At 65.8% G+C, this 23,690-nt stretch carries 20 protein-coding genes; 17 read left to right on the plus strand and 3 right to left on the minus strand.

Annotated features, from left to right (window positions below; genetic code table 11):
- Positions 1-86: 86 nt before the first annotated feature.
- From clpX to rpmA, 15 genes are all read left to right on the plus strand, one after another.
- The gene (gene clpX, locus YM304_RS09175; protein WP_015441393.1) at positions 87-1,370 is read left to right on the plus strand and encodes an ATP-dependent Clp protease ATP-binding subunit ClpX; all 1,284 of its coding nucleotides are present in this window, start codon (positions 87-89) and stop codon (positions 1,368-1,370) included.
- 56 nt (positions 1,371-1,426) lie between these two features.
- A complete protein-coding gene (locus YM304_RS09180; protein ID WP_015441394.1) occupies positions 1,427-2,716 on the plus strand; it encodes a bifunctional folylpolyglutamate synthase/dihydrofolate synthase in 1,290 nt (429 codons plus the stop codon).
- Positions 2,717-2,815: 99 nt separating this feature from the next.
- The gene (locus YM304_RS22315; RefSeq protein WP_015441395.1) at positions 2,816-3,661 is read left to right on the plus strand and encodes a transposase; all 846 of its coding nucleotides are present in this window, start codon (positions 2,816-2,818) and stop codon (positions 3,659-3,661) included.
- 105 nt (positions 3,662-3,766) lie between these two features.
- A complete protein-coding gene (ndk, locus tag YM304_RS09190) occupies positions 3,767-4,177 on the plus strand; it encodes a nucleoside-diphosphate kinase (protein ID WP_015441396.1) in 411 nt (136 codons plus the stop codon).
- A gap of 86 nt (positions 4,178-4,263) precedes the next feature.
- The gene (locus tag YM304_RS09195; protein WP_015441397.1) at positions 4,264-5,298 is read left to right on the plus strand and encodes a rod shape-determining protein; all 1,035 of its coding nucleotides are present in this window, start codon (positions 4,264-4,266) and stop codon (positions 5,296-5,298) included.
- 31 nt (positions 5,299-5,329) lie between these two features.
- Positions 5,330-6,484 (plus strand): rod shape-determining protein MreC, encoded by a 1,155-nt coding sequence (mreC, locus tag YM304_RS22320; protein ID WP_015441398.1) that lies wholly within the window; start codon positions 5,330-5,332, stop codon positions 6,482-6,484.
- A gap of 7 nt (positions 6,485-6,491) precedes the next feature.
- Positions 6,492-7,031, plus strand: a complete 540-nt coding sequence (locus tag YM304_RS09205; protein WP_015441399.1) for a rod shape-determining protein MreD — start codon at positions 6,492-6,494, stop codon at positions 7,029-7,031.
- A 54-nt stretch (positions 7,032-7,085) separates the two neighbouring features.
- Positions 7,086-9,302 carry a penicillin-binding transpeptidase domain-containing protein gene (locus YM304_RS09210; protein WP_015441400.1) on the plus strand — a complete coding sequence of 739 codons (2,217 nt, stop codon included), beginning with the start codon at positions 7,086-7,088 and terminating at the stop codon, positions 9,300-9,302.
- Positions 9,303-9,347: 45 nt separating this feature from the next.
- The gene (locus tag YM304_RS09215; RefSeq protein ID WP_015441401.1) at positions 9,348-10,499 is read left to right on the plus strand and encodes an FtsW/RodA/SpoVE family cell cycle protein; all 1,152 of its coding nucleotides are present in this window, start codon (positions 9,348-9,350) and stop codon (positions 10,497-10,499) included.
- A gap of 337 nt (positions 10,500-10,836) precedes the next feature.
- Positions 10,837-12,837 carry a TIGR03960 family B12-binding radical SAM protein gene (locus tag YM304_RS09220; protein ID WP_015441403.1) on the plus strand — a complete coding sequence of 667 codons (2,001 nt, stop codon included), beginning with the start codon at positions 10,837-10,839 and terminating at the stop codon, positions 12,835-12,837.
- 73 nt (positions 12,838-12,910) lie between these two features.
- Complete coding sequence (locus YM304_RS22325; protein ID WP_015441404.1) at positions 12,911-13,642, plus strand: TIGR03936 family radical SAM-associated protein; 732 nt, start codon at positions 12,911-12,913, stop codon at positions 13,640-13,642.
- 141 nt (positions 13,643-13,783) lie between these two features.
- Positions 13,784-15,706, plus strand: a complete 1,923-nt coding sequence (locus tag YM304_RS09230) for an Rne/Rng family ribonuclease (RefSeq protein WP_015441405.1) — start codon at positions 13,784-13,786, stop codon at positions 15,704-15,706.
- 114 nt (positions 15,707-15,820) lie between these two features.
- The gene (locus YM304_RS09235) at positions 15,821-16,027 is read left to right on the plus strand and encodes a hypothetical protein (protein WP_015441406.1); all 207 of its coding nucleotides are present in this window, start codon (positions 15,821-15,823) and stop codon (positions 16,025-16,027) included.
- A 103-nt stretch (positions 16,028-16,130) separates the two neighbouring features.
- The gene (gene rplU, locus YM304_RS09240; RefSeq protein ID WP_015441407.1) at positions 16,131-16,439 is read left to right on the plus strand and encodes a 50S ribosomal protein L21; all 309 of its coding nucleotides are present in this window, start codon (positions 16,131-16,133) and stop codon (positions 16,437-16,439) included.
- Positions 16,440-16,454: 15 nt separating this feature from the next.
- Complete coding sequence (gene rpmA, locus YM304_RS09245) at positions 16,455-16,721, plus strand: 50S ribosomal protein L27 (RefSeq protein ID WP_015441408.1); 267 nt, start codon at positions 16,455-16,457, stop codon at positions 16,719-16,721.
- 241 nt (positions 16,722-16,962) lie between these two features.
- On the opposite strand, the gene YM304_RS09250 is transcribed toward rpmA, so the two are convergent.
- The 3 genes from YM304_RS09250 to rpmB all read right to left on the minus strand — a co-directional run bounded on the left by YM304_RS09250 (position 16,963) and on the right by rpmB (position 19,553).
- Positions 16,963-18,750 carry a phosphoenolpyruvate carboxykinase (GTP) gene (locus YM304_RS09250; RefSeq protein ID WP_015441409.1) on the minus strand — a complete coding sequence of 596 codons (1,788 nt, stop codon included), beginning with the start codon at positions 18,748-18,750 and terminating at the stop codon, positions 16,963-16,965.
- A 322-nt stretch (positions 18,751-19,072) separates the two neighbouring features.
- Positions 19,073-19,306: a cold-shock protein gene (locus YM304_RS09255; RefSeq protein ID WP_015441410.1), complete on the minus strand. Its 234-nt coding sequence runs from the start codon at positions 19,304-19,306 to the stop codon at positions 19,073-19,075.
- Positions 19,307-19,361: 55 nt separating this feature from the next.
- Positions 19,362-19,553, minus strand: coding sequence for a 50S ribosomal protein L28 (rpmB, locus tag YM304_RS09260; protein ID WP_015441411.1), 192 nt, complete (start codon positions 19,551-19,553; stop codon positions 19,362-19,364).
- Between the two features lie 250 nt (positions 19,554-19,803).
- Here rpmB and YM304_RS25380 point away from each other — a divergent pair, with 250 nt between their 5' ends.
- Entirely contained in the window at positions 19,804-21,531 is a 1,728-nt protein-coding gene (locus tag YM304_RS25380; RefSeq protein WP_015441412.1) for a DAK2 domain-containing protein, read from the plus strand.
- Between the two features lie 85 nt (positions 21,532-21,616).
- Positions 21,617-23,686, plus strand: coding sequence for a prolyl oligopeptidase family serine peptidase (locus YM304_RS09270; protein ID WP_015441413.1), 2,070 nt, complete (start codon positions 21,617-21,619; stop codon positions 23,684-23,686).
- The last annotated feature ends 4 nt before the right edge of the window (positions 23,687-23,690 follow it).

A 23,690-nucleotide genomic window follows, 5' to 3' on the forward strand; every position in this document is an offset into this window, starting at 1 on the left:
ACGGCGCCGCCTCGTGAGGCACAATGTGAGGCCTGGCTCCGGCCAACGACGAACGACTGACGACGAGCGAGACTGAGGATTCAAACGTGGCGAAATTCGGTGACACCGGAGAACTGCTGAAGTGCTCGTTCTGTGGCAAGTCCCAGAAGCAGGTCAAGAAGCTGATCGCTGGCCCTGGGGTCTACATCTGCGACGAATGCATCGATCTCTGCAACGAGATCATCGAAGAAGAGTTGACCGAGACGGCCGACGTCAGCTTCGACAACCTGCCGAATCCACGTGAAGTGCGCGCCTACCTCGACGACTACGTCGTGGGGCAGGACGATGCCAAGAAGATCCTGTCGGTGGCGGTGTACAACCACTACCGCCGCATCGAGCACCAGAACGATGCCGGTCAATCGGTGGGCAAGGCCCGCGACGACATCGAACTGCAGAAGTCGAACATCTTGATGCTCGGTCCGACCGGTTGCGGCAAGACGCACCTGGCGCAGACGCTCGCTCGGCAGCTCAACGTGCCCTTCGCCGTCGCCGACGCCACCGCACTCACCGAAGCCGGGTACGTCGGCGAAGACGTCGAGAACATCCTGCTCAAACTGATCCAGGCGGCCGATTTCGACGTCAAACGCGCCGAGTCGGGCATCGTCTACATCGACGAGATCGACAAGGTCGCCCGCAAGAGCGAGAACCCGTCGATCACGCGTGACGTGTCGGGTGAAGGCGTGCAGCAGGCGCTGCTCAAGATCCTCGAGGGCACGCAGGCATCGGTGCCGCCACAGGGCGGTCGCAAGCACCCGCACCAGGAGTTCATCCAGATCGACACGACCAACGTGTTGTTCATCCTCGGTGGGGCGTTCGCCGGTCTCGAAGAGATCATCGAGAGCCGCATCGGTCACAAGGGCGTCGGCTTCAACGGCAATGTGCGCAGTCAGGTCGACCGCGACCCGGGCGAACTGTTCGCGCAGGTGCTGCCCGAAGACCTCGTCAAGTTCGGGATGATCCCGGAGTTCATCGGTCGTCTGCCGATGGTCGGCGCCGTGCGCAGCCTCGACAAGGAAGCGCTCGTGTCGATCCTCACCGAGCCGAAGAACAGCCTGGTCAAGCAGTACGAGAAGATCTTCAGCTTCGAAGACGTCGAACTCGAGTTCACCGACGACGGCCTCGATGCCATCGCCGACCAGGCGCTGCTCCGCGGGACCGGTGCTCGCGGACTGCGGGCGATCATGGAAGAAGTGCTGCTCGACACGATGTACGACCTTCCTGGTCGCACCGACATCGGCAAAGTGGTCATCGATGCCAAGACGGTGACCGACAAGGTCAACCCGACCCTCGTGCCGCGCAAAGCGCCCCGCCAGCGAAAAGCTGCTTCCTGACCCGCGGCGGATGGTGACCGTCACCATCCGCGGCATCACCACCCGACAGGACACCCATGGATTATCAGGCCGCGCTCGCGTACCTCGACGAGCACATGTCGTACCAGAAGACGGGCCGCATCGACTCTCCGACGATCGAGCCGATCACGGCGATCTGCGGTGCACTCGGCGACCCGCAGTTGAGCGCGCCGGTCATCCACGTCACCGGCACGAACGGCAAGGGGTCGACCGTGCAGATGATCTCGCGGCTGCTCGCCGCGCACGGCCTCACGGTCGGCACGTACACGAGCCCACATCTCGAGCACATCACCGAGCGGTTCAAGCGCAACGGTGAGTCGATCACCGAGGAAGAACTGGGCGAGCAGATCGGGGCCGTCGCCGAGGTGGCGCCGCTGGTCGGGCAGAATCCCGGCTACTTCGAGATCCTCACCGCGGCGGCGTTCCGGTGGTTCGCCGACATCGCCGTCGACGTGATGGTGATCGAGGTGGGGTTGCTCGGCCGGTGGGATGCGACCAACGTCGTCCAGTCGCAGGTGGCGGTCGTGACCAACATCGGGATGGACCACAACGAGTTCGCGGGCCCGTCGTTGCGTCACGTCGCCGAGGAGAAGGCCGGCATCGTGAAGCCGGGTTCCGCAGTGATCATCGGCGAGACCGACCCCGAGTTGATCGAGATCTTCGAGAACGCCGGGGGAGCGACGAGCCTGGTCGTCGGCGACGACTTCGCCGCGGTCAGCAACGCGCTCGCAGTCAACGGTCGCCTGCTCGACCTGCGCACGCCCACCACCATCTACTCCGACGTGTTCGTCCCGCTCAACGGCGCTCATCAGGGGACCAACGCTGCGGTGGCGTTGGCGGCCGTCGAGACGTTCTTCGCCGCTCCGCTGCCCGACGACGTCGTGCACGAGGGGTTCGGCGAGGTCACGATGCCCGGACGGTTCGAGATCATGGGGCGGCAGCCGCTCACGATCATCGACGGAGCGCACAACCCGCAGGGTGCCGACACGTGTGCCGAGGTGTTCTTCGGCGACTTCCATCCCGAGGGCCGCCGCATCCTGGTGGTGGGTACCTTGCGCGAGCCGGCGGGCATGCTGGCAGCGCTGCGCGCCGACGAGTTCGACATGGTGTTCGTGTGCACCGCGCCCACGCCGCGTGGCATTCCTGCGGTCGAACTCGAACGAGCGGCCAAGGAACTCGGCTGCGATCACGTGGTGGCGTTCGAGTCGGTCGAAGCAGCGTGCGTCCGAGCGATGGAGTACGCCGACGGCGACGACGCCGTCCTCGTCACCGGCAGCCTCTACACCGCCGGCGCCGCTCGTTCCACGCTGAGCCGCCTCTCCGACTGACCCCGTCATCCGGTGTCAGACACCCGATGACGCATCATCCGGTGTCAGACACCCGATGACGCAGCCAACTGTGAGGCACGCCGTCGTCACACTGGACGCATGGGCCGAACGCAACGCATCGACTGGGAAGGTGCCTGGCACCACGTGATGAACCGTGGGGCCGGACGGCGGATCGTGTTCAGGGACGACGACGATCGAGCGTGCTTCGTGCGCCTCGTCTCCGAACTCGAAGAGCGGTTCGGGCTCGAAGTCCACTGCTACTGCCTGATGGGAAATCACTTTCACCTGCTGGTTCGATCTCGAGAGGGGCGTCTCTCGGAGGCGATGAAGTGGCTCGGTGCCGAGTTCACTCGGAAGGCCAACACCCGGCGCCAGGTCGACGGCGCCGTCTTCCGTGGTCGCTTCCATTCGGTGCCGGTCACGCTCGACGCACATCGCCTGTGGCTCGTGCGGTACATCCATGCGAACCCGCTCGACCTGGGCTGGGATGCGCCACTCGCGGCGTACCGATGGTCGAGCCTCGGGATTCTCGTCGGTGACCGCGCCGACGGAGAGTGGCTCAACCAGTCGTTCGTCCGCGAGCATTTCGGACACGGAGGAGCGCGCGTCGATCGTTTCGTCGAGCGAGCGCGCGACGTCGAACCCGACGCGGCAGGCCGCTGGAGCGACAGCGAGATCGAGGCGGCGGTCACCGTGGCAAGTGGGCCGTGCCCGGAGGTGCACTCGCTCGCGGAGCGACGCGCGGCCCAGACCCTCGTGGCCCGGTCATCGGGCTTGGAGTTCGACGAGATCTCGACCGTGAGCGAACTCGGCGACGGTGCGGCCCGCAGCTACGTAGCCCGGTGCGAACGCCGCCTGGAATCGTCGCCATCGCTGCAGCAGTTGATGGCTCGGGCCATGTCGGTCTTGGCCGTCGAGGTGGAGCCTGCGTCATCCGGTGTCTGACACCGGATGACGGGCGGGGCGGGTGAGGGCAGCATCTGCGCCACTTCCGTCAATCGGTGTCTGACACCGATTGACGGGGCTCGTGGGGCGGTAGCGTTCTCGGCCATGTCAGATCGCACTCTCGTCCTCCTCAAGCCCGACACCGTCGAACGCAAGCTCATCGGCGAGGTCGTCTCGCGTTTCGAGTCGAAGAACCTCGACATCGTCGCGATGGACCTGCGCACGCTCGACGCCGACACGCTCGCTCGTCACTACGAAGAGCACGTCGGCAAGGGCTTCTACGGTGAGCTCGTCGAGTTCATGAGCCGCGGCCCGGTCCTGGCGATGGTCGTCGAAGGTCCCGAAGACACCTGGCAGGTCGTCCGGAACATGATGGGCGCCACCAACCCTCGCGACGCCGCCCCCGGCACGATCCGCGGCGACCTCGGCATCCTGTTCACCGAGAACCTCGTGCACGGCAGCGACTCGCTCGAGTCGGCCACCCGCGAAATCGGGATCTTCTTCCCGAATCTGTAACATTCAACGATCATGAATTCCGGCCGCAAACGTGCGTGCCAGAATGAAGTTCTCGAATCAACAGCTCGCGAAGGAGGGCCAACAACATGGCCCGCAACAACCCACTCAGCCTGGGGCGTGACCTTGCCATCGACCTCGGCACGGCGAACACACTGATCTACGTGCGCGGCCAAGGTGTCGTGCTCGACGAGCCGTCTGTCGTCGCCATCAACGTCAACGACGGCCGCCCCGTGGCGGTCGGTATGGAAGCCAAGCGGATGATGGGTCGCACGCCGAACCACATCAAGGCGATCCGCCCGCTCAAAGACGGTGTCATCGCCGACTTCGAAGTGTGCGAGAAGATGCTGCGCTACTTCATCCAGAAGGTGCACGCGTCGAAGTGGTCGAAGCCGCGCATGGTCAGCTGCGTGCCGTCGGGCATCACCGGTGTCGAGCAGCGCGCCGTGCAAGACGCCGCCGAGTACGCCGGAGCGCGCAAGCCGGTGCACATCATCGAAGAGCCCATGGCCGCAGCCATCGGTGCCGACCTGCCGGTGCACGAACCGTCGGGCAACATGATCGTCGACATCGGCGGTGGCACCACCGAGGTCGCCGTCATCTCGCTGGGCGGCATCGTCACGGCGCAATCGGTCCGCGTGGCCGGTGACGAACTCGACGACGCGGTGCTGCAGTACGTGAAGAAGGAGTTCTCGCTGGCGATCGGTGATCGCACGGCCGAAGAGGTCAAGATCCAGATGGGGTCGGCCTGGCCGCTCGACGAAGAACTCACCGCCGACATCCGCGGCCGTGACCTCATCTCGGGTCTGCCGCGAACCATCCAGCTCACGACAGAACACGTCCGTGAAGCCCTTGCCGAGCCGATCTCTGCAATCGTTGACGCGGTGAAGACAACGCTCGACAAGACCCCGCCCGAGCTCGCTGCCGACATCATGGAAGACGGCATCATGATCGCCGGCGGCGGCGCCCTCATCGGTGGCCTCGACGAACGGCTCAGCCACGAGACCGGCATGCCGATCCGAATCGCCCACGAACCGCTCTACAGCGTCGTGATCGGCTCCGGCCGGGCGCTCGAGAACATCGACGCGATGCGCGGCCTCATGTCGATGGGCGGCGAAGACTGATCCGTCCGGATTTCCGGAGCAGTCATTCATCATGGCGATCTACACGGTCGGTCGGAGGCGAGTCATCATCGCGCTCCTGTTGTCATCGGCGCTGATCCTCACGCTCGATCTGCGGGGCAATGCGGTGCTCGACCGAGCCCGCGATGCGTTCGGGGTGGCGATGACGCCGGTCGAGACCGCAGCCGACGTCGTGACCAACCCGGTGAAGCGGGCGTGGGACTCGTACTCCAACTACGACGACCTCGAACGTGAGAACGAGATCCTGCAGCAGCGCGTCGACGAGTTGATCGGCACGCAAGCCGCGGCCGAAGCGAGCGTCGTCGACTCCCAGCAGTTGCTCGCGCTCAACGACCTGCCGTCGCTCGCCGGTATCGACACCGAGAAGGCCGAAGTGGTCGGCGCCTCGGCGAACAACATCGACCAGATCATCGAGATCAACAAGGGCAGCCTCGACAACGTCGCGATCGGCATGCCGGTGGTCAACCGCGCTGGGCTCATCGGTCGTGTCACCCGCGTCCGCCTCAACTCGTCGCAGGTCATGCTCGTGACCGACCCGCGTTTCGCGATGCCGGTCGAGATCCTCGGCGGTACCGGCAGCGTCGACGGCGACGGGTCCGACGACGAGACCTCCACCACCACGCCATCGGGATTCGACGACGACGAGATCGCCGACATCGTCGACCCAGACGTACCGACCACCACGACGGCGCTCGACGTGCTCGGCGACCGCTTCGAATTGCCGCAGGCCGACACGTCCGACCCCGACGAGACGACGTCGGTCACCTCCACGACGGTGCCCGAGGGGCTCGATCTCCCGCCGGCCATCCCGGCAGACGGCAGCCCGGTCCAGACGACGATCCCGCCCGTCGTCACCACCACCACGCTGCCGCAATTCCAGAAGGAGTTCGGAGCGATGGAGGGGCAGGGACAAGATCGCCTGCCGCAGATCAGGTTCCTGCAAGACAACCCGTCGCTCGCCATCCTGCAGGAGGGTGACCTGGTCACCACGGCAGGCGGCGCCGACAGCCTCGCCCCGCCCAACATTCCGATCGGACGGGTCGTCAACCGTGCCGACCGTCCCGGCGTGGCCGGCCCCATCCTCGAAGTCATGCTCAACGCCGACCTCGACCGACTCAACTTCGTGCAGGTCGTGTTGTACCGACCCGCCTCCGAAGTCGAGCAGTGAGCGGCACGTGCTCGCTGCGCTGTACCAGAGTTCGCTGATCCGCCTCGTCCCCGTCGGGATGATCGTGCTCGCCCTCCAGCGAACGCTGTTCGTCGACCTGCAGATCAGCGGCGTCATCGTGCAACTCGTGTTGGCGCTCGTCGCCGCAGCCGGTGCCGTCGGCGGCTCCGAAGGCGGTGCCATCGCCGGGTTCACACTCGGCATGATGTTCGATCTCGTCGAAGGAACGCCGCTCGGCTCCACGGCCATCGCGTTCACGCTCGCAGGCGTGGTGGCCGGATTGCTCGCCTTGATCGCCGCCGACCCGCAGTGGTGGCTGCTCGCGATCTTCGTGTTCTTCGGCGCCGCAGCGGGCGAAGCGCTGCTGCCCGTGGTGCGACTGTTCATCGGCCAACGCAACCCGTGGCCGGCCGACATGGCGAAGGTGGTGCCCATCGTCGCGTTCAGTTCGATGGTGATCAGTCCGATCATGGTGCCGGTCGCCCGATGGTGTCTGCGCGTCCGGGGGAGCGAGTGGACCGCCCCGACGACCCAGGATCTGATCTGAAGAGTTTCGCGGTTCTGCCATGTATGACGGTTGTGTGACAGGCAGAATGGTTCGATGGCAGTAGACAAGCGGGCCGCTCGCCTCGGTGTTCTGGCGCTCGTCGCAACGATGCTCTTCGGGCTCGTCGGTGCTCGCCTGTGGTTCTTGCAGACCGTCGAACAGGAAGGGCTGCAAGAAGAGGTCGACCAGACCAAGCGGCGCACCGTGCCGTTGCTCCCCGAGCGCGGACGCATCTTCGACGCCGATGGACGGATCCTCGCCGACAACGAGCGGGTGCTCACCGTCGGCATCGACTGGGAGGTGCTGCGCAGCGAATCGAACCGCACCGAACTCTTCAGCCGGGTGTCGGGCTGGGTCGGCGTGCCGGTCGAAGAGATGGAACGCCGGTTCCAGAGCCAGGTCTACAGCCCGTTCCTGCCGATGCCGGTCGCCGAAGACATCGACGAGCGCACCGCCGCAACGCTGCTCGAACGAGTCGAAGACCTGCCCGGCGTGCAGATCATCGAAGAGGCGCGCCGCGTCTATCCATATGCGCCGCTCGCCAGTCACGTCGTCGGCTACATGGGCAGCATCACCGCCGAGACCAAAGATGCCTACGTCGGCGACGGCTACTTCCTCAACGAACGAGTCGGCCAGTTCGGCATCGAAGCGAGCATGGAACGCGAGCTCCACGGACAGTGGGGATACGTCGTGTACGAGGTCGACAAGTCGAGTCGGATCGTGCGAGAGATCGAGCGCGTGCCGGCGATCAACGGCAACGACATCCAACTCACGATCGATCTCGACCAGCAGCAGTACGCGGAGCAGGCGCTCGAGAGTCAGCTCAAGCTGCGACGACTGGCAACGGCGCGCAATGGGCTCGACCCCGAGACGAACTTCGTCGAGCGCTTCTTCCCCGAGTACCCCGAAGAGGTGCCGTTCAAAGCGCCCGCGGGAGCGGTCGTGGTCCAGAACTGGGAGAACGGGCACATCGTCGCCTTGGCGAGCTACCCGACGTTCGACAACCGGTGGTTCGAGTCCGACCTCGGTGGGGGCAAGTTCGAGCAGTTGTTCCCGGCCGTAGACGAGTTCGGCGACCCGATCGACCCCGACGAGTCGATCCTCGTCAATCGAGCGATCCAGGGTCGCTACAACCTCGGCTCGACCTTCAAGCCGTTCACCGCGTACGCCGCGCTGAGCACCGGTTTGATGGGGGTGAACGACTACTACACCGACGAGGGCACGTATCGAATGACGTCGATCGACCAAGACCGGTGCAACTCCGGATTGGTGCGATGCGTGTTCAAGAACGCCACATGCAGCGGCACCGGCCGACCCTGTGTCTACGGCTCCGTCGACGTCGAGACCGCGCTCGCGGTGTCGAGCGATGCGTTCTTCTACCGCATCGGCGAGAACATCATGGTCGAGAACGACTTCGGCCCGGTCCTCCAGGAGCAGGTGCGACTCTTCGGGTTCGGTGAAGACACCGGCATCGCCCTACCGTTCGAATTCGACGGCACGGTGCCCGACAAGGAGCTCAAGGCGCGCTACGCGGAGCTCGGCGTGATCTCCGAGGCCGAAGGTCAGGACTACTACACCGGCGACAACGTCCAGTTGTCCATCGGACAGGGTTTGTTGTCCGCGTCGCCGCTGCACCTCGCCACCGGCTACTCGACGCTCGCGAACGGCGGCTTCGTGCTGAAGCCCGAGATCGTCAAGGCGATCTACCAGCCAGGCGTGCCCGACTCCGTCGAGCCCGGCTTCGCCGACATCGCTCAGGCACAGTTCGCGGTCGAACCGAACGTGCGGGGCGATCTGGTTCGACAGATCCCATTCCCGCAGGAGTTCAAAGACGAGATCACGACCGGCTTGCAGCGCGTGATCTACGGCCCCGGCACGACCAGCGACTACTACCACTCGACCACCGGCGAAAAACTCTTCTACTACTACCCGCGTGGCTCCGAGGCGATCCCGCTCGCCGGCAAGACCGGTACGGCCCAGGGACGCAACAACTACCCGTGGAACGACTCGTCGGCGTTCGCCGCCTACAGCACCGACGCCGAGCGGCCGTACACGGTGAGCGCCTACCTCGAGAAGGCCGGCTACGGCTCGCAGGCCGCCGGCCCCGTGGTGAAGTGCATCTTCATGCAGTTGTCGGGACTCGCCCCGGCCGATCCGGTCGTGCTGTCCGATCCGCTCGACACCAACTCGATCTTCGCGGCGCCCGAGAACGACTTGACCGATCAGTCGTGCTACGCCGGTCGGTACTCCGCCGTGAGCACCACCGAGTGACCCAGTGGCACCTCCGACGCTTCGCAGCTTTGCGATACTGACCTCGTGACCGCCTTCCTGACGCGCAGGCCCGATTCCGGGCTCGGCAACATCAAAGCGAGTCCGGCCGACCCCAGTCGCAACATCGACTGGATCCTGATGACCGTGCAGGTCGTGTTGGCCGTCGGTGGTTGCTTCATCGTGTTCTCCACGTCGCGTGGGCGCATCGTGTCCGACCCGTACGCGTTCGTCACCCGTCAGGTGGTGTTCGGCATCGTCGCCGCGGTGGTGATGGTCGGCGTGATGGCCGTCGACTACGAGTTCTGGAAGGAGCGGGCCCGCACGCTCTACATCGTCACCGTCGTCAGCCTGGTGTTCCTGTTCCTGCTCGGCGTGGCCAGCGGACAGGACCGCATCTCGTTCGACCTCGGCCCCATCAACGTGCAACCGGCCGAGCTCGCGAAGTTCACGACCTTGCTGATGCTCGCTGCGTTCCTCGCCGAAGAACGCAGCGAAGAGGTCTCCTATGCCCGCTTCCTCGGAGGGCTGATCATCGTCGGGCTGCCAGCCGTGCTGGTGATCGTGCAACCCGACCTCGGCTCGGCATCGGTCATCGTGTCGATCGCGATGGGCGTGCTGCTCGTCGCCGGGGCGAAGGTGCGCTACATCTTCGCCATCTCGTTCCTGTCGATCGCCACGGTCGCAGCGGCGTTCGTCGGGCGCCTGGTCAACTCGTATCAGGTGGCTCGCATCCAGGCGCTGATCAACCCGTCGGCCGCCGGCGCCGACGACACGTACCAGGCCGACAACGCCATGCGCGCCCTCGGCACCGGGGGCGTGTGGGGCAAGGGCTGGCTCCAGGGGCCGCTCACCAACGATGGCGACATCCCCGTGATGTGGGCCGACTTTCCGTTCGCCGCGGTCGGTGAGCAGTTCGGGCTCGTCGGCTGCGCCGTGGTGCTCGGCCTCATCGCCATCGCACTCATCCGCATCTGGCGCATCGCCCACTTGTCGCGCGACCTGCTCGGTACCTACCTGTGCGCCGGCGTGTTCGTCATGCTCCTCTGGCAGACGTTCCAGAACGTCGGGATGACGCTCAAGATCATGCCGGTCACCGGCCTGCCGCTCCCGTTCATCAGCTACGGCGGCTCCGGTCTCATCGTGTACTTCGCCATGTTCGGCATCGTCCAGAGCGTCCACATGCGGCGCATGCGCTGACTCCGTCAGCGCCCGGCGACTTCGTCGCCTCACCCCGACTGCGTCGGGGATGCGCCTTTTCGACGGCTGACGCCGCCGCTCGCCTGCGGCTCGACTGTGAGATCCGGTGTTTCGCTCGGCGACTGGCGGCGGGGCGACTTCGTCGCCGAGGCCTGGTCGTGGTGCGACACGTTCACCCCACCCTCACCCGATCAGCCGAGCAAGTTGATGACGTTGCTCCCGGAGCGATGTCATCAACTTTGGCGTGAACCTGGTTACTTCCATCCGGGATGGGCGTAACCAGGTGGAGCACGGAGGGTCCGGCCTGCGGCACAGGGGGTGACGGTAGAATCGTTCGATGACTTCGGTGTGGGCTGACCTCGAGCCGTTGCTGGCTCGGGTCCAGAAGCCGGCACGGTACATCGGGCTCGAAGACGGCATCGCCGACCCGCACCACCATCCCGCCAAGGTCTCGTGGCTGTTGGCGTACCCCGACACCTACGAGATCGGGCTTCCCAACCAGGGCCTGCAGATCCTGTACGAGATCCTCAACGAACGCTCCGACGCGGTCGCCGAGCGCACCTACGCGCCGTGGGCCGACCTCGATGCCGAACTGCGGGCCAACGATCTGCCGCTGTTCTCGGTCGACACCCATCGGTCGGCGAGCGACTTCGACATCCTCGCGTTCAACCTCTCGGCCGAACTCGTCTACACCAACGTGCTCAACATGATCGACCTGGCCGGAGCACCGGTTCGCCAGGCCGAACGTGGCGACGACGACATGTTCGTGGTGGTCGGCGGGCACTGTGCGTTCAACCCCGAACCGCTCGCCGACTTCATCGATCTCGCCGTGCTCGGCGAAGGCGAAGAGGTCATCAGCGAGATCACCGAAGTGCTGCACGGGTGGAAAGTCGATCGCGCCGCCGGTCGAGCGGTCGATCGAGCGTCGGTGTTGCGCCGACTGTCGAAGGTGCCCGGTGTCTATGTGCCGTCGCTGTACGAGGTCACGTACGCCGAACCGGTCGATGGGGAACCGATGGGGCGGATCGCCGCTGTCACGCCTCGGTTCGACGACGTGCCCGCCACGGTCGACAAGCGCACCGTCGCCGACCTGGGGGAGTGGCCCTACCCGAAGACGCCACTCACGCCGCTCACCGAGGTGGTCCACGACCGACTCAGCGTCGAGGTGTTCCGCGGGTGCACGCGTGGCTGTCGCTTCTGCCAGGCCGGGATGATCACCCGCCCGGTCCGGGAGCGCCCAGCCGAACAGGTGCGCACGATGATCGCCGACGGGCTGCAGCGCACCGGGTACAACGAGGTGAGCCTCACATCGCTGTCGACCGCCGACTTCAGCGACATCGAACCGGTGATCAAGGGCGTGCTCGCCGACCAAGAGGCGGCGCACCAATCGCATCCCGATGCCATGTCGATCGGATGCGGCACCACGATCAACCTGCCGTCGTTGCGCGTCGATGCGTTCACGGTCGGCCTGGCCGGCGAGGTCAACTCGGGCCGCCGGTCGGGGCTGACGTTCGCTCCCGAGGCCGGCACGTGGCGTCTGCGCCAGGTGATCAACAAGCTGATCCTCGAAGAAGACCTCTACGGGGCGGTCGAGTCGGCGTTCTCGCAAGGGTGGACGCGGATGAAGCTCTACTTCCTCATCGGCCTGCCGACCGAGACCGACGACGACGTGCTCGGCATCGCGGAACTGGCGAAGAACTGTGCCGAGATCGGCAAACGCCACACGCACCGGGCGTCGGTCACGGTCAGCGTCGGCGGTTTCGTCCCGAAGGCGCACACGCCGTTCCAATGGTTCGGACAGAACACCCGCGAGGAACTGCGTCGCAAGATCGGCCTGCTGCAAGACGCCACCCGCCGCAACGGTGCGGTCAACCTCAAGTGGCACGACGCCGATGCGAGCACCGCCGAGAGCGTGGCGAGCCGTGGCGACCGTCGACTGGGCCGTGTGATCGAGCGCGTGTGGCGCGAGGGCGGCACGTTCCAGGAGTGGGGTGAGCACTTCGACCTCGATCGGTGGACCGGCGCGCTCACCGCCGAGGACCTGTCGCTCGACTGGTACGCCTTTCGGCACCGCCACGAGGACGAGGTGCTGCCGTGGGCGCATCTCACCGCAGGGCTTCACCATGACTTCCTGTGGGACGACTGGCAGGACGCGCTCGCCGAGAGCGGTGTCGAAGACTGCCGTTGGACCCCGTGCTACGACTGCGGTGTGTGCACCGGGTACGGCATCGAACACGTCGTGGCCTCGCCGGTCGCTCCCGCCGGCGGCAGCCAGGGAACGGGCCAGGATCTGTCCCGCGGCCACGAAGTCCCCGTCACTCTCGGAGCCACGAGATGACGACACACCACACGAGTACAGGTGTTGCACACCACACGAGTACAGGTGCTGCGCGGTGATATCGAACGTCGGGGTGAGGCTGCGGGTTCGGTACTCGAAGCTGGGCAAGGTCCGTTTCGTGAGCCACCGCGACGGTGCACGTCTGTGGGAGCGTGCCTTGCGTAGAGTGGATCTTCCCGTGGCGTACACCGAAGGTTTCACCCCTCGTCCGAAGTTGAGCTTCGGACTCGCGTTGCCGACCGGTGCCGAATCGGTCGCCGAATACATCGACATCGATCTCGCGAAGGGCGCCGACATCGACCCGGCGGCGTCCGACTGGGGCGACTGGACCACGTCGCTCGGGGAGTCGTTGAGTGACGCGTTGCCGGTGGGTATCGACGTCGCCAGAGTCGTGGATCGTGATCCGTCCACCGGATCACTCCAAGAACAGGTCACTTCCACCACGTGGGAGATGACCGGGCCAGGGATCGACCCCGAACTGCTGGACTCGGCCACCCAGCGCTTGCTCGCCGCCGACGAACTGCTCGTCGAACGTGAGCGCAAAGGGCAACGTCGTACCGACGATGTCCGACCCCTGATCCGAGACCTCCGTCCCGATGACACGGGACACAAGCTGGTCGCCGAACTCGTCACGATCGGTCGGGCTCTCCGACCAGCGGAACTCGCCACCATGGTGTTTCCGGGGATCGACGCGGTCGGGGTGCGCGTGTTGCGCACACACCAGTGGATCGAATCCGACGGCGTTCGGCGTGAAGTGATTCCGCTCGATGCCGACCTCGCGCTCGACAGGGGTCTGAGCGCATGACCCGCCCCATCACCCGATGCGGCGGCACGAACATCAATGCCCTGACCCGGACCCTGTGTGTCCCGGCCGGGGTGGTGGGGCACGGCCGATTCGGCACGCCTCCGAGAAGGGACTTTCATCAACATGAGCAACGATCAGGGAATGGCACCAGACGCCTCAGACGGGTCCGGGCCGTCGAAGGACACGTCCGAATCGTCGAGTTCGACCAACGACTCGTCGGGTAGCGGCGACTCGCCGGCCAACGGCGACGGCGGCAGCGGCAGCGGCAGCGGTGCGCCGAAGCGCAGCGGTGGCGGACAGAGCAAGCGGGGATCACGCGGCGGACAGCATCGCCGCGGCGGCCAGGAACGCTCGCGTCCCGACGGCGACGGCCCGGTGGGTGGAGATGCCCGCAACGACGTCGAACTGCCCGAGAAGATCAGCGAGGGGCGAGCGTCGAAGGAGGCGGCCGAGAAGGCGCTGGTGAAACGCCCCCGCATCGGCGACACCATGCCGGTTCCGACGTCGCCGCCACCGTCGGCATCAGCGTCGTCGTCCAAATCGGGCGATGCCGATGGCGGGTCCGGTGAGGGCAAGAAGAAGCGCCGTCGCGGTGGTCGTGGCGGTGGCAACGGTGGTGGCCAGGGTGACGGATCGTCGCGCCAGCGCAACGACGGCCAGAAGAAACAGAAGCAGAGCGACGGCGGCGGCCAGAAGAAGAAGGGCCGCGGTCGCGGTCGTGGGCGTGGAAAGGACGCAGCGCTCGACGAGGCGCTGCTCGAGCAGCGCAAGGGTCGTGAGCGTGACGGCAAGCCGATCGGCCGGTACTTCATGTGCGTCCAGGTTCGTCCTGGCATGGCGCAGGTCGCCGTGCTCGAAGGTCGCAGCCTGATCGAGCACTACGTGAGCCGTCCGGCCGACGACGTCGCGCAGATCCACGGCAACATCTACGTGGGCAAGGTGCAGAACGTGCTGCCGGGCATGGAAGCCGCATTCGTCGACATCACGACGCCGAAGAACGCGGTGCTGTACCGCGGTGACGTGCAGTACGACCCCGAGGACATCGAGGTCAAGGGCAAGAACCCGCGCATCGAAGACATCCTCAAGAACAAGCAGTTGATCCTGTGCCAGGTCACCAAGAACCCGATCGCGCACAAGGGCGCTCGCCTCACGCAGGAGGTGTCGCTGCCGGGACGCTTCGTGGTGCTGATCCCGAACTCGAAGACGTACGGCATCTCGAAGCGCCTGCCCGACGACGTCCGCAAGCGGCTCCGCAACATCCTCGACCGGGTGAAGCCCGACCAGCACGGCCTGATCGTTCGTACGGCAGCCGAGCACGCGACCGAGGACGAGTTGGTCGCCGACATGACGATCCTGCTCAAGCAGTGGGACGAGATCGAGAAGAAGGCGGCCAAGGCGCAGCGCCCGACGCTGCTGTCGCGGGAGCCCGAGCTCGCGGTGCGCGTGATCCGTGAGGAGTTCAGCGCCGACTACCGCGGTGTGATGATCGACGACAAGCGTTTGTACGAGGAGGTGCGTGACTACGTTCAGGCGTTCAACCCCGAGCTGGCCGATCGCATCGAGTACTACGACGCCGACAAGGAGGGCTTGTCGCTGTTCGAGCGTTTCCACGTGCACGAGCAGGTGCACAAGGCGCTCGACCGCAAGGTCTGGCTGCCGTCGGGTGGGTCGCTCATCATCGAGCACACCGAGGCGCTCACGGTCATCGACGTCAACACCGGCAAGAACGTCGGCAAGTCGAACCTCGAGGAGACCGTCTTCCACAACAACATGGAGGCGGCCGAGGAGGTGGCCAAGCAGCTGCGCTTGCGTGACATCGGCGGCATCATCGTGATCGACTTCATCGACATGGAGATCAAGGAGAACCGGGCCAAGGTGGCCGGGGCGCTCCGCGACGCGCTGGCTCGTGACAAGACCCGCTCGCAGGTGTTCGATGTCGGCGAGCTCGGTCTCGTCGAGATGACCCGCAAGCGCATCGGTGAGGGCTTGCTGACCGAGTACAGCGAGATCTGCCCGGACTGCGACGGTCGGGGCGTGCGCGTCGATTTCTCGATGCTCGAATAGGCTGGTCTGATGCGGATCGAGATCACCGACGACGCTCAGAAGGTCTTGGCCAAGAAGGGCGGAACGATGTCGATCGACTTCATCCGCCCCACCGGTTGAGGCAAAGTCGCTGAGGTGTCGGTCGACACCAACGTCAAAGGCAAGAACCTCGCTCCGTACCGCAAGCTGCGTCACGAGAAGTTTCAGATCCTCATCACCCCGCAGTTGATCGGCATGGCCGAGTCGATGCGTGTGGTGACCAAGGGTGGGCTGAGCAAGAAGTTGAAGGTCGAGTTTCAAGCGGTGCCCGGCACCGACGACGGCTCCTGCAACGTCTGCTGACCGGACGGTTTGTCTCAGAGACAAACCGTCCGGGAAGAATCGGCTGTGACGGCCGCCGAACCGGTGTAACGGTGGTTCGGCGGCGCTAGCATCGTCTTTCGCTATGTACGCAGTAATCGCTTCAGGCGGCAAGCAAGAAAAGGTCGCCCAAGGAGAACAGGTCCGAGTCGAGTTGCTCGATGGTGACGAGGGAAGCGAAGTTTCGCTCACCCCTGTCATGATCGTCGACGGCGACACCGTGCTCTCCACCCCCGACGAACTCAAGGGCGCAACCGTGTCCGGCAAGATCGTTGCCCGTGTCGCTGGTCCGAAGATCAACGGCTTCACCTACAAGCGCCGGACCAACAACCGTCGCCGGTACGGGCACCGCCAGAAGTACCACATGGTCGAGATCACCTCGATCACGAGCTGAGACAGGAGATACCCCATGTCAAAGACCAAAGGTGGCGGCTCAACCCGCAACGGGCGCGACTCCAACGCACAACGCCTCGGCGTGAAGGCGTTCGACGGTGAGAAGATCACCGCCGGCTCGATCATCATCCGCCAGCGTGGAACTCGGTTCCACCCGGGCCTGAACGTCAAGATCGGGAAGGACGACACGTTGTTCTCGACGATCGACGGCAGCGTCAAGTTCGGTTCCCGCAAGGGCCGCAAGGTGGTCGACGTCAAGCCGCTGGAGAGCGCTGACGCCTGATCGGGATCACCCGCAGAACTGAAGAAGCCCCGGCCTCACGGCCGGGGCTTCTCTCGTTTTCAGATTATGTTCGGCTTGATTCCCTGGGACCGGGACCGAGGGAAACAAGTCGAATTGTTTCCCTCGGTCCAGTTCCCTGGACACATTGGATGGTGCGGCACTTGTCTCCCGCGCCCCGGTGCGCCGCAGGCACTCGAAGCGGAGCGAGCGCAGCGAGCACTCCGCTGTGCGCGAAGCTGAATTACAGTGCGGCTTCGAGGTCGTCGACGGCCTTGGAGAGCTCGCTGGGGAGCTTGTCGCCGAACTGAGCGAAGTGCTGGCGGATCTGCGGCACGGCGGCTTTCCAACCGTCGACGTCGACCGACAGCAGCGTGTCGAGGTCCTTGTCGTCGACGTCGACACCGTCGAGGTCGAGTGCACCCTTCGGCGGCAGCTTGCCGATCGGGGTGTCGATCGCTTCCGACTTGCCGTCGACGCGCTCGAACACCCACTTGAGCACTCGGCTGTTCTCGCCGAAGCCAGGCCACAGGAAGCGGCCGTCGTCGTCGCGACGGAACCAGTTGACGAAGAAGATCTTCGGCAGGTTCGACACGTCGGTGCGGTCTTTCATCGACAGCCAGTGAGCGAAGTAGTCGGCGTAGTTGTAGCCACAGAACGGCAGCATCGCCATGGGGTCGAAGCGGAGCTCGCCCTGCGTTCCCTCGGCGGCGGCGGTCTTCTCGGAGGCCATGATCGAGCCGAGGAACACGCCGTGGTCCCAGCTGTCGGCTTCGGTCACCAGCGGCACGGTCGTGCGGCGGCGGCCACCGAACAGGATCGCCGAGATCGGCACGCCGGCGGGATCTTCCCACTCGGGTGCGGCCGACGGGCACTGCGACGCCGGTGCCGTGAAGCGTGCGTTCGGGTGTGCGGCCGGGGTGTCGACCTCGGGGTTCCAGGGGTTGCCCTTCCAGTCGGTGGCGCGTGCCGGCGGCTCGTCGGTCATCTCTTCCCACCACACGTCACCGTTGTCGGTGAGTGCCGTGTTGGTGAAGATCGAGTTGCCCCACATCGTCTCCATGGCGTTGTGGTTGGTCTTGTCGCTGGTGCCCGGTGCGACGCCGAAGAAGCCTGCTTCGGGGTTGATCGCGTAGAGCCGGCCGTCGTCGCCGATCTTCATCCAGCAGATGTCGTCGCCGATCGTCTCGGCCTTCCAGCCCGGGATGGTCGGCACGAGCATCGCCAGGTTGGTCTTGCCGCAGGCCGACGGGAAGGCGCCCGCGATGTACTTCGATTCACCTTCGGGGTTGGTGAGCTTGAGGATGAGCATGTGCTCGGCGAGCCAGCCGTCGTCGCGGGCCATGACCGACGCGATGCGGAGCGCGAAGCACTTCTTGCCGAGCAGCGCATTGCCGCCGTATCCGGAGCCGTACGACCAGATCTCACGTGACTGCGGGAAGTGCACGATGTACTTGTTCTCGGCGTCGCACGGCCACGGAACGTCGGTCGCTCCGTCTTCGAGCGGTGCGCCGACCGAGTGGAGGCAGGGCACCCACTGGTCGTTGCCGAGCACGTCGAGTGCGCCCTGGCCCATGCGGGTCATGATGCGCATGTTGGTGGCGACGTACGCCGAGTCGGTGAGCTGCACGCCGATGTGGGCGATGGGGGAGCCGAGCGGGCCCATCGAGAACGGCACGACGTACATCGTGCGGCCCTTCATGCAGCCGGTGTAGAGGTCACGCATCTTCTCGCGCATCTCGGCCGGGTCGCACCAGTTGTTGTTCGGGCCGGCTTCTTCTTCGGTCTCCGAACAGATGAAGGTGCGATCCTCGACGCGGGCGACGTCACCGGGATCGGAGTGGGCCCAGTAACTGTTCGGGCGCTTGGCCTCGTCGAGCTTGGTGAAGGTGCCCGAATCGACCAGCTCTTGGCACAGTCGTTCGTACTCGTCGGCGCTGCCGTCGCACCAGTAGATGTCGGCGGGCTGCATGATCGCTGCCCACTCGGCCACCCAGTCCTTCAGGCGCTGATTCGTCGTCGTACCGCTCATGTTGTTGCTCCCCGTTGAGATGGACCGCGACGAACCGATCGTCGAGGTGAACCCACCGTAAACAACATTCGGGTGAGATCGGGAATCCGATGGGCGCTGCAAGCGCTTTCATCAGACCTTCCCATACCCCTATCTCTCGAAGCGATAGGCGGTCGGGGTCACATCGCAACGAGTGATCGCTGCGGCTGGCGGCGTGCAGCGGGCTGCCGGTTCGCGGCAATCCCCAGGTCAGCAGCGGTGCGCCATGGTCGCCGACGCCGAGCTCGAGGCCGCGCAGACGCGGCCGTCGAGCGATGTCGGAGTCGGTGTGGTGGGCTGGCCGCTAGTTGAGCGGTTCGTGGCCGGGGGTGCCCATGTCGACCTCGGAGCCCATGCTGAGCTGCGTCGCTCGGCCGGCGTCGTCGAGGACGAACAACACACGCTGGCCTTGGCGCAGCATGCGGAAGATCGAACCCTGCAGCGCATCGGCCGCGAGTTCGTAGTCGTTGAGATCGGTATCGCACATGACCAGACCGTCACCGGTGGTGGGGTCGTAGGCCTTGATGACGCCCTGCATAGAAAGGAACGTACCGCGTCGGGTGGTGAGAAGTGAAGACGTCGAGGTCAGGCGCTCAGCCGGCCTTGACGACCTTGCCGGACTTGATGCAACCGGTGCACACGTTGACACGCTTGGTCGCTCCGTTGACCGAGGCGCGGATGCGCTGGATGTTCGGGTTCCAACGGCGCTTGGTGCGGCGATGCGAGTGCGACACCGACATGCCCCACGACGGGCCCTTGCCACACATTTCACACTTGCTTGCCATGATGATTCTCCTGCGAGTCCTACTGACGGCGACGACCTGACAGCCGCACCGAACGGCGGATTACGCTATCGCCCCAATCGGGCCGTCCAACGCAACGCGGTCGCGCAAATCCTGACGCCGATTCAGCGCTCGAACTCCGTTCGTCGATCCTGGCGCCGATGCCGGCGGTTCGTGCCGGATCGGTGCCGCGGCGCAGCCCGGTGCGCGGCGGCGACTCGCCCGGGCGCCATGCGCCGTAGACTCTCGCCTCGTGCCAACTCTGGAACGGTTCACCACCGAAGCGCTGCGGGATCTCGTCGTCACCTTTCGTGACACGGTGAAGGCACACGCAGGCGGACTCAATCGACTCAACGTGTACCCGGTGCCCGATGGCGACACCGGCACCAACATGGCGCGCACGCTCGAAGCGGTCGTCACCGAGATGGAGACGGCGGCGGTCGACGACCTCGAAGCCACGTGCGACGCCATCAGCCACGGCTCGCTCATGGGTGCCCGCGGGAACAGCGGCGTCATCCTCAGCCAGATCATGCGCGGCATCGCGTCGACCATGAAGGTCGAACCCTCCGATGGCGAGTCGATGGGTCGACGGTTCGCCGACGCGCTCCAAGCGGCGTCGGCCGGTGCGTACCAGGCGGTGCTCAAGCCCATCGAAGGCACGATTCTCACCGTCGTCCGCGAGAGCGCCGACGCCGCGAAGGCCTCGGCCGACGAGGGCGGTTCGCTCATCGAGGTCGTGCGCGCGGCGCGAGCGGCGGGCAAGACCGCACTCGACAACACACCCGAGCAACTGCCGGTGCTCAAAGACGCAGGCGTCGTCGACGCCGGTGGCGCCGGCTTCCTGCTGCTGCTCGACTCGGCGTTGCACGTCGTCGACGGTGACCCGCTGCCCGAGGCCGAGGAAGACGATGGCACCGGGGGAGCGGTCGGTGCGGCGTTCGACGCGGTGGCGCACCGGTCGTCCGACGTACACGGCGAACTCGACGTGAGCGAGCAGCGCTACGAGGTCATGTACTTCCTCGATCTCGACGACGCGATGATCGACGACTTCAAGCAGGGTTGGGGAGCGATCGGCGACTCCATCGTCGTCGTCGGCGGCGACGGGCTCTGGAACTGTCACGTCCACACCAACGACATCGGCGCAGCGATCGAAGTACCGCTCGACCTCGGAGGCCGTCCACGGCAGATCCGCGTGAGCGACCTGTTCGAAGAGGTCGACGAAGAACACGCCAAGCGCGAGGCCGAGATGCAGTCCGACGGTGGCGGTGCCGCTGCCCCGTCGAAGCCGGTCAAGGCCGCGGCCGGCGCTGGTCTGCCGCCCGTCACCACCGCCGTCGTCGGCGTGTGCACCGGTGACGGTCTCGTCGAACTCTTCGCGCAACTCGGCGTGCAGGGAGTGGTCACCGGCGGCCAGACCATGAACCCGTCCACGGCAGAACTGCTCGACACCGTCGAACACGTCAACGCCGACCAGGTCATCGTGCTGCCGAACAACAAGAACATCATCCCGGTCGCCGAACAACTCGACGCACTCACCTCGAAGCGCGTCGTCGTCGTGCCGACTCGTTCGATGGCGGAAGGTCTTGCAGCGCTCGTCGTGTACGACCCCGAAGCCGGCTGTGACGTCAATGGCGACGAGATGAGCGAGGCCGCGGCGTCGGTCGTCACGGGCGAGATCACGCAGGCGGTTCGCGACACCAAGACCGACATCGGCGAGATCCACGAAGGCGACTGGATCGGGATCGTCAAGGGCGACGGCATCGCCTCGGCCGCCCGAACGCAACTCGAAGCGGTGCTCAACCTGCTCGATCGCATCGTCGGTGACGACGCCGAGTTGATGACGATCATCACCGGCGCCGATGCCGACGACGCCACCACGGCGTCGATCACCGGGTGGCTCCGCGACCACCACGCCGCGGTGTCGGTCGAGGTGCACGTCGGCGGGCAGCCGCTCTATCCCTACCTCTTCGGCGTCGAATAGCGCTCCCGCTCGAGACGAACCGCCCGGACGGTTTGTCTCTGAGACAAAGCGTCCGGCCGGGCACCGCATCGGTACCGTTCACGTCGTGACTGACGAAGGTGTTGCCGACCCGTACCTCTGGCTCGAAGACGTCGAGGGAGACCGAGCGCTCGACTGGGTTCGCGAGCGCAACGCCGACTCGGAAGCGGAGTTGTTCGACCGGCCAGAGTTCGAAGCGCTCCGCGCCGACACGTTGGCCGTGCTCGAAGCCGATGACCGCATCGCCTACCCGACGCGACACGGCGACCTGGTCCACAACTTCTGGACCGACGCGTCGCACCGGCGCGGCATTCTCCGGCGGGCCCGGTGGGCCGACTATCTGCGTGGCGAGGAGGAATGGGAGACGATCCTCGACATCGACGCGCTCTGCGAGACGGAAGGGGAGTCGTGGGTGTTCCACGGTTCGTCGACCCGGCGTTCCGATCGTCGGCGGGCGCTCGTCGACCTGTCGCCGGGCGGGTCGGATGCCTCGGTCACCCGCGAGTTCGACCTCGTCGACCTGCGCTTCGTGCCGGAGGACGAGGGCGGCTTCGTGCGGCCGTTGGCCAAGGGCGGACTCACCTGGATCGACGACGACACCGTGTACGTCACCTCCGACTTCGGGCCCGACAGCCTGACCCGTTCGGGCTACCCGCGCACCGTTCGCCGCTGGCGACGAGGGACGCCGCTCGCCGACGCCGAGATCGTGTTCGAAGGCGACGTCGCCGACGTGGCCGCCGGCGTCGCCGTGTCGAAGATGGCCGGCTTCGAACACCACGTGTTCGAGCGTGCGCCCGACTTCTTCACGACCAAGACGTGGATCATGCGTGACGGCGAACTCGTCGCCGTCGACGTGCCCGACGATGCCGAGGTGCGGTTCCACGAACGCTGGATCTTCGTGACACCGCGATCCGACTACGCCCACGGTGGGGTGACGTATCCCGGCGGCTCGCTGCTCGCTGCGCCGATCGACACCTTCCTCTCCAGGGATGCGTCGCTGACTCAGATCTTCACGCCGACGGCGACCCGGGCGCTCGAGAGCTTCGCATGCACCCGGAACCGAGTCGTGGTCAACGTGCTCGACGACGTCCGCAACCAACTGTGGGTCGCGGAGCCACCGGCGGCTGACGGAATCGGTGATGCGTGGTCGATCCATCCGCTCGACGGCGCCCCCGACGTCTGGTCGCTCGCCGTGTCGGCAGTCGACGGCGACGAACTCGACGACGTGTGGATTCACGGCAACGACTTCGTCACGTCCGAGACGCTCTACCTCGCATCGACCGCCGCTGGCGGTGCGCCCGAGCAAGTGCGCCAGGCACCGCATCGATTCGACTCGTCGGGCATCTTGATCGAGCAGCACTTCGCCACGAGCACCGACGGCACGAGAGTGCCGTACTTCGTGGTCGGGCACGCCGATGCGCTGCGTCGCACCGACGGCTCGGTCCCGACCCTGCTGTCGGGCTACGGCGGATTCGAGATCGCTCGCACCGCCGCCTACTCGGCGGTGATCGGCCGGTCGTGGCTCACGGCGGGTGGCGTGTACGTGGTGGCCAACATCCGCGGCGGCGGTGAGTACGGCCCGGCCTGGCACCGCGCCGGACTGCGCGAGCGACGACCGCGGGTGTACGAAGACTTCGAGGCGGTCGCCCGAGCCGTGACCGAACGAGGATTCACGTCGCCGGAGCGCCTCGGCACGTCGGGCGGCAGCAACGGCGGTCTACTCGTCGGAAACATGTACGTCCGCAGCCCCGAGCTGTTCGGGGCGATCGTGTGTCAGGTGCCGCTGCTCGACATGCAGCGCTACCACCTGCTGCTCGCCGGTGCGTCGTGGATGGCCGAGTACGGCGATCCCGACGATCCTGCGGACTGGGCGTACCTCGAGGGGTACTCGCCGTATCACCTGGTGCGGCCGGGCACGGCGTATCCGCCGATTCTGCTCACCACGTCGACGCGTGACGATCGCGTCCACCCCGGTCACGCCCGCAAGATGGCGGCCCGTCTCCTCGAACACCAGCTCGACGTGACCTACTGGGAGAACATCGAAGGAGGGCACGGTGGGGCAGCCGATGCCGGTCAACAGGCGACCATGCAGGCGCTGATCTTCACGTTCCTCCGCACGCGACTCGGCACTCACTGACCTC

It is taken from the genome of Ilumatobacter coccineus YM16-304, assembly GCF_000348785.1.
Classification (GTDB): Bacteria; Actinomycetota; Acidimicrobiia; order Acidimicrobiales; family Ilumatobacteraceae; genus Ilumatobacter_A; species Ilumatobacter_A coccineus.